The organism is Schlesneria sp. (assembly GCF_036405755.1).
Classification (GTDB): Bacteria; Planctomycetota; Planctomycetia; order Planctomycetales; family Planctomycetaceae; genus Schlesneria; species Schlesneria sphaerica.
In genome coordinates, this window is sequence record NZ_DASWWZ010000413.1 from 1 (window position 1) to 5,161 (window position 5,161).

At 56.4% G+C, this 5,161-nt stretch carries 4 protein-coding genes; 3 read left to right on the forward strand and 1 reads right to left on the reverse strand.

The window, feature by feature from the left end:
• A partial coding sequence (locus VGE80_RS14200) for a DUF1559 family PulG-like putative transporter (protein ID WP_440593128.1) occupies positions 1-746 on the reverse strand: 746 nt, incomplete at its 3' end.
• A 1,341-nt stretch (positions 747-2,087) separates the two neighbouring features.
• Between VGE80_RS14200 and VGE80_RS14205 the strand changes: the two genes are divergently transcribed.
• From VGE80_RS14205 to VGE80_RS14215, 3 genes are all read left to right on the forward strand, one after another.
• The gene (locus VGE80_RS14205; RefSeq protein ID WP_375314909.1) at positions 2,088-3,572 is read left to right on the forward strand and encodes a leucyl aminopeptidase; all 1,485 of its coding nucleotides are present in this window, start codon (positions 2,088-2,090) and stop codon (positions 3,570-3,572) included.
• Positions 3,573-3,637: 65 nt separating this feature from the next.
• Positions 3,638-4,243, forward strand: a complete 606-nt coding sequence (gene hisH, locus VGE80_RS14210; protein ID WP_373651597.1) for an imidazole glycerol phosphate synthase subunit HisH — start codon at positions 3,638-3,640, stop codon at positions 4,241-4,243.
• Positions 4,244-4,314: 71 nt separating this feature from the next.
• Positions 4,315-5,161: MFS transporter (locus tag VGE80_RS14215; RefSeq protein WP_440593129.1), on the forward strand; the 847-nt coding region annotated here is incomplete at its 3' end.

Consider the following 5,161-nt stretch of genomic DNA (forward strand, 5'->3'; position numbering starts at 1 on the left):
GTGGTCCAGACGTGGCCGTCCATGTAGAGATAGTTTGCTGCACCGTTATGGCGTTTGTGCGCCATCCAGGGCTCAATGATCTCGGTTCCCAGCCAGATGTCATAGTCATCCTGTCGGGGATCATCCCCGGCCGGTGGCGTAAACGCGATCGCATTCCGCTCGGAGAAACAGGCAAAATTTGAAAGTCCAATCCGGACCTGAAATCGTGAGAAGGTCCAGAAGCCGTATCGCCTGCTTTTATGACTGAGGAGCGAGTTCATCAGATAGCTGGTCCGGTGCATGATTCCGTCGACTTCGTCTGTCTCTGGCGAAATGAACGGCGCCGGTCTGGAAGTGTCAGTCGGGCATCGATAAATGGCATTCGAGGCGACATTGATCCCTTTGTTTGCCACCTCCTCTTCCGATTCAGCGGCACTGCCAATGAAAGGCATCAGCTTGTCGGCCCAATAGATTTCTGCAAACGAGTCTGACATCCCACTGTTGGAATCGACATCGGAATCGTATGGATGATGTAAGAAGAAATATCCGTTGTTCAACTCGTAGTATTGATGCACGGCCAATCCAATTTGCCGAAGATTGGATTGGCAACTCATTTTACGTGCTGCTTCGCGTGCCTGCTGGACAGCGGGCAGCAGCAACCCGATCAGCACGGCGATGATCGCGATCACGACCAGAACTTCCACAAGGGTATATCCTGTTCGATCCCTCTCGAGTGCTTTTGGAGACACGAGTTTCAGTTGGACCATCTTGCCGGGATCTCGCTTTCATTCAGGATCTCGCTCTCAGCACCACGACTCTGCCAGCGACGTTGCGGCATCATGATACCGTTCGGTCCGAGCGATACGCGTTGCTTTATTTCGCGCGGTAGCGAGATTTGCAAGGGGCTAGCAGAATGGCTGAATCACAGAGAGGGACTGCCAGTACCGTCCCCGTCGGTCTCGATGCGGGGCGTCACACCAGACGACACATTGGCGTCGTGAAGCGGTTTGGAATTCAAACCTCGCTGTCCGGTTTGAGAGACGGCGTCAGTTCGCAAGTTGGCGAGACGACGCCGACATCTGAACTTAAGCATTCCGTCCTCTTCTTACCGAAGCGGTTGCGACAAAGAGTCTTGACGTAATGGTGAGTGTTTTTTATATTGTGGATGGGCAGTGCCTTGATTCCGACAACGTAAACGTTCCTGCATTGTCTCCGCTACTTGGTTTTGTCCCTGAACGGTGTGTGAGTTCCTCCCTCCGGTCCGGTAGGTCCGTGTTCGTGGGATCGAGGTTGACGCTGAGAATCCGCGCGGGTGCAGGGTCGCGGGCCGTGCTTACTCATGAAGCGACAACGCCTGCAGTCGGGGCGTTCCGGAAAGCTGCCGAATTCAGCTTCGACCTCGGTTGTTCTGGTGCAACCGCCTGAAGGAAGAAGACCTGAGGCAATGAACGCCCTCAGGGGATGAAGATCGTTTGCTTTGGGGTCACGTTCGCACCGCAGGGCGAAGTACAGCGTCCGGGCAAAGCGTCACCCCCCGCGTAGGAATTTCATTTTGGTGAGCCCCATTTTGAGAACGGAGAAGGCAGGGATGGGTGTGGTTCCGGCAAGTTCTGGGTGTCGTCCGGTTCCCCAGCGGAGCGGCGCACCTCGATTAGGTGCTCAAGATGCTCAAGGTGCGCAACCTTGAGCATCTAATCAAAACTCTGGAAAAACAGAGGTTTGGACGAATAGGTGCTCAAGGTGTTCAACAGCGTGCAGCGCGCATTTCGTCGGCCTGGCTGGGCTTGTGAAGTTGAAAGAGGGAAGACTGAGCGAACAGGGGGGACTCTCTCCCCGAGTTGAGGTTTGTTCAGAAACCTGTTTCAGGTCTCTGAACTGTGTGATGGAGACGAGGTCACCGTCGTCTCTGCTTTTTCACAGGGATGGACGCAGCGGCTACAGAGGTCTGCCGGAACGCCTTTTCGATCGACGCAAACGGCGTGACCTGCTGCCGTGACAATTCGCTTAGGCGGTTGGGTGATGGGACTTGTGTAATCCGCGCCTTTCGCATTGAATACTCGCGATGCTACATGCTCGCCCAATTCACTCCAAGAAGGACATCTGACGCGATGGAGATTCGCCAAACTAACCGACCGTTGACACAAGTGGAATCGGATTGGTTGGTCGTACCAGTCGTTGAGTCGGCCGAACTGCCTCAGTCACTGGCCGAACTCGATCAGGCTCTGGGCGGGCTCTTGACGCGATTGAAGACGGTCGGCGATCTGACGGGGAAACTGGCGTCCACCTTGGCACTTCGGGGCCTCAGCGGAATTGGTGTGAGCCGATTGCTTTGTATTGGTCTGGGTAAAGCGGAAGACCTGACCATTGCCCGCGTTGATAAAGCTCTGATGACGGCGGCGCGAGCTATTTCCGATAAGCCGGGGACGCGAGTCGCATTTGCCGTCCCGCACGAGACAATCGGCGCAGTCTCACCGGAGGCGTTTGCGACGGCCGCCACGACCTGTGGAATTGTGGGGTCGCAGGGACAGGATTTGTTCCGGACCGAGCGCAGCCGGCATCCGTTTGCATCGATCGAAGTTGTTTCGGCAGATGGTTCGTCACTGGGTGAAGCGACCGAGCGGGGACAAATTGTTGGTCAGGCGATTAACCTGACTCGCGATCTCGTGAACCGGCCCCCCCAGGAAATCACTCCGCTCGGGTTTGCCAGACGCGCACAAGCCGCAGCGGAAGAGGTGGGACTCCGAATTGAAATTTTGGAGCAACCTCGCCTGGAACAGGAACGGATGCGATCAATGCTGGCGGTGGCTCAGGGGAGCACCGAGCCTCCGTGCATGGTCGTGCTTGAACACAACGGGGGTGGACCGAATGCCCCTCGGCTGGCACTGGTGGGAAAAGGTGTCACCTTTGACAGCGGCGGGCTCTCGTTGAAGCCAAGCGACGGCATGTTGACGATGAAGTGTGACATGGCGGGCGCCGCGACCGTCCTGGGGGCAATGACCGCCATCGCCCGGCTGAAACTTCCCGTGAATGTCGTCGGCTATATGGGAATGGTCGAGAACATGATCAGCGGCTCGGCATTCAAGCTGGGCGACATCCTCACCGCACGGAATGGCGTGACGATTGAAGTGCTGAACACGGATGCGGAGGGACGACTCGTCCTGGCCGACGTACTCAGCTACGCCGTCGATGCGGGGGTCGACAAAATTGTCGATCTGGCCACGCTGACTGGTGCTTGCGTCGTGGCTTTGGGCGAAGACGTGTCTGGAGCCTTCACGAACGATCAACCCTGGTGTGACAAGGTTCTGACCGCAGCGAAGACGACGGGCGAAGATGTCTGGCAACTGCCGATGTGGGATTTGTATGAAGATCTCATCAAGGGGGATGTCGGCGATATTAAAAACACGGGAGGTCGCTGGGGCGGGGCGATTTCGGCCGCACGATTCCTGCAGCACTTTGTGGGGACCAAGCCGTGGGTTCACCTGGATATCGCCGGCCCCGCCTACGCTTCCTCGAACAAGGGGCATCGTGAGGCGGGAGCGACCGGCCATATGGTCAAATCCCTGATCGAACTGGCTCGTCAATTCGGGGCATGAACCTGGCCGGCCTCAACGTGTCGGATGAGTATTTCATAACTCTAGCGTGCGACAGACTTCGAATCATGATCAGCATCGTCGACTACGGAATGGGGAATCTGCGGAGTGTTCAGAAAGCGTTTGAAAAGCTCGGCGTTGCCGCGCAGATCATCACCACTCCAGAGCAGGTTGCGGATGCTCAGAAGCTTGTACTGCCGGGCGTGGGGGCCTTTCGGGACGCGATCCGTGAACTCGAACGACTGAAACTCATCCAGCCAATCCGGGAACACGTTCGCCAGAACAAGCCGTTTCTGGGGATCTGCCTCGGCCTCCAAATGCTGTTCGATGTCAGCTTTGAGGACGGCGAATGGAGCGGGCTGGGAGTCCTTTCTGGGGATGTCGTCCGCTTTCCGTCGCTGCCCGATATCAAAGTCCCTCACATGGGCTGGAATACTCTGCAGACAACCGGACATTGCCCGCTGCTGAATGACATTCCCTCTGATGCATCCTTCTACTTCGTCCATAGCTACTACGTTCGACCAACGGATGATTCCGTGATTGCGGCTCGGACCGAGTATGGTGTCCCGTTCACGGCAATGGTTCAGCGGGGGAATCTCTTCGCCACTCAGTTCCATCCGGAGAAGAGTCAGAAAGTGGGACTGAAACTGCTCGCGAATTTCTCTTCCCTCTAATCCGGGTCCCAGACGTTGCGGACCCGGTTTCCCTGTGATTGATCCCTCTTTTGTTTCAGGAAACACAACGAATGCAGCAACCGCCCGCTTCTCGAACGCTTTGGACGTGGTGGGTCTGCGGACTGTTGCTCTGTGCGAGTACGATCAACTACATGGATCGCCAGACACTGGCGAACGTCTCTCAGCGGATTACCCGTGAATTCAGTCTCTCCGAGGCCCAGTACGGTTATCTTGAGACTGCGTTCGGGCTGGCGTTCGCGACGGGAGCACTGGTGTTCGGGACCATCGCTGACCGCACGAATGTGCGGTTTCTTTACCCTGCGGTGCTGTTGCTCTGGTCATTGATGGGCTTTCTGACGGGTTTCGTTGAAACATACCTGGGATTGATGTTGTGCCGTCTGCTACTGGGCTTCTTTGAAGCGGGGCACTGGCCTTGCGCCCTGAAGACGACTCACCGTCTGCTTCCCCCCGAAAACCGTACTCTTGGTAACAGTGTGCTGCAGAGCGGAACCGCAATCGGTGCGATTGTCACTCCGTTGATCATGTTGAAAATGCTGACCGATGCACCAGGAAGTTGGCGACCGGTTTTCCAGATTATCGCGGCAGTCGGTTCTGTCTGGTCGATTCTATGGTTCTTTTCGACTCGCACAGAGGATCTCGCACCCGTTCCGACGGTGACGGCCGTCGATGGTGAATCGGCCGTCGATCAGGACACCTTTTTGTCGGCGGTGTTCAGCCGCAAGTTTCTGATCATGGTCATCATGGTCGTCTCGATTAACGCATGCTGGCACCTGTTCCGCGTCTGGATGCCGAAGTTCCTGCAGTCGGGACGTGGCTATGATGAACGTTCAATGCTCAAGTTCATGTTCTGGTACAATACCGCAACCGATGTTGGCTGTATTTCCGCAGGACTGCTGA